The following is a 1897-nucleotide window of genomic DNA, read 5'->3' on the forward strand; positions in this document are numbered from 1 at the left end:
GAACAGCTGCGCCTGAAGGATGTCGCCACGGTGGAACTGGGAAGCGAGTTCTACGACCTTTACTCGGAGCTCGACGGGTTTCCCTCCGCCGCCATCGTGATCAAGCAGAGCTACGGCAGCAACGCCAGCGAGGTCATCAAAGCGATCAAAGCAAAGCTGATTGAGTCCAAGAAGAAGCTGTTTCCGCCGGGGATGGATTACGAGATCAGTTACGACGTGTCCAACTTCCTTGACGCTTCCATCGACAAGGTGCTCCACACGCTGGTGGAGGCTTTTGTGCTGGTGGCGCTGGTTGTGTTCGTGTTCCTGGGGGACTGGCGCTCCACACTCATTCCGACCCTGGCGGTGCCGGTGTCGCTGATTGGCGCGTTCTTTTTCATGCAGATCTTCGGCGTGACCATTAATCTGATCACGCTCTTCGCACTGGTGCTGGCCATCGGCATCGTGGTGGACAATGCCATTGTGGTGGTGGAGGCCGTGCATGCGAAGATGCATGACACCGGCCTGCCGGGACTGCCTCCTTTTGAAGCGACGCAGAAAGTGATCAACGAAATCGCCGGCGCCGTCATCGCGATCACGCTGGTCATGACGGCCGTGTTTGTGCCGGTGACCTTCATGAGCGGTCCGGTGGGCGTCTTTTACCGGCAGTTCTCGATAACGATGGAGGTTGCCATCGTGCTTTCCGGCGTCATGGCGCTCACGCTCACGCCGGTGCTGTGCGCGATGATCCTGAAAAAGCCCGATCAGGATCACCATCATAGGCATGGCCCCATCGCCTGGCTGCTGGGCTACTTTAATCGCGGTTTTGACAGGGTGACGAATGTCTATGTCAGGCTGCTGAAGTTGATCGTTCGCCGCCGGATCCTGACGTTTGGCATTCTTGGGATGGCCGCCACCGCGATCTACGTCATCAACAGGCAACTGCCTGCCGGTTTCATTCCGGCCGAGGATCAGGGGATGATTTATGCCATCATCCAGACGCCCCCCGGTTCGACGCTGGAACGAACGTATGAGAAATCGTGCGAGTTGAGAGATGTGGCCAAGACCGTTGACGGAGTTTCATCGGTGTCGTCGCTCGCAGGCTACGAAGTGCTCACTGAAGGGCGAGGTTCGAACGCCGGCACCTGCCTGATCAATCTCAAGAACTGGTCGGACCGCAAACTGACCGCGCCGCAGATCATCACGAAGCTCAAGGAAAAATGCCGGGAGCTTGCGGGCGTGACGGTTGAATTCTACGAACCTCCGGCGGTTCCCGGTTACGGTGCGGCAGGCGGGTTCTCGCTCAGGCTGCAGGACAAGACCAACACGGGAGACTACGAACGGCTGCAGGTGGTGAATGACCAGTTCATGGAGGCGCTTCATAAGCGCAAGGAACTGCGTGGTCTCTTCACCTTCTTCAGCGCCAATTACCCTCAACAGGAACTCATCATCGACAACAAGATGGCGATGCAGAAGGGGATCACCATCAAGCGGGCCATGGACAACCTTGGCATCCTCATCGGCAGCACCTATGAGCAGGGATTCATCAAGTTCGGCCGCTTCTTCAAACTGTATGTGCAGGCCGATCCCAAGTACCGGGAGATGCCGAAGAACCTTCAGGATTTCTATGTTGGAAACGACCGCGGCGAGATGGTGCCGTATTCTGAATTCATGAAGGTGAAGGAGACTGTGGGGCTGAACGAGATCACCCGTTACAACGCGTATCCTGCACCTTCGATTCAGGGGGCGCCGGCCGAGGGTTACAGCAGTGGCGACGCCATCCGGGCGATTCAGGAAGTGGCGGAGCAAGTTTTGCCGCGCGGCTATGAAATCGGCTGGGCCGGACTCTCCTACGACGAGGTAGGACGAGGAAACGAAGCCATCTACATTTTTATTGTCGTGCTGATGTTTGTTTACC

The 1897-nt window shown here is 57.1% G+C and carries 1 protein-coding gene; it reads left to right on the forward strand.

Translation table 11 applies throughout. The annotated features are described in order from the left end of the window. A partial coding sequence (locus tag KDL09_RS02045) for an efflux RND transporter permease subunit (RefSeq protein ID WP_294380817.1) occupies window positions 1-1897 on the forward strand: 1897 nt, incomplete at both ends.

The sequence above is a fragment of the Prosthecobacter sp. genome (assembly GCF_020439865.1).
Lineage (GTDB): Bacteria > Verrucomicrobiota > Verrucomicrobiia > Verrucomicrobiales > Verrucomicrobiaceae > Prosthecobacter.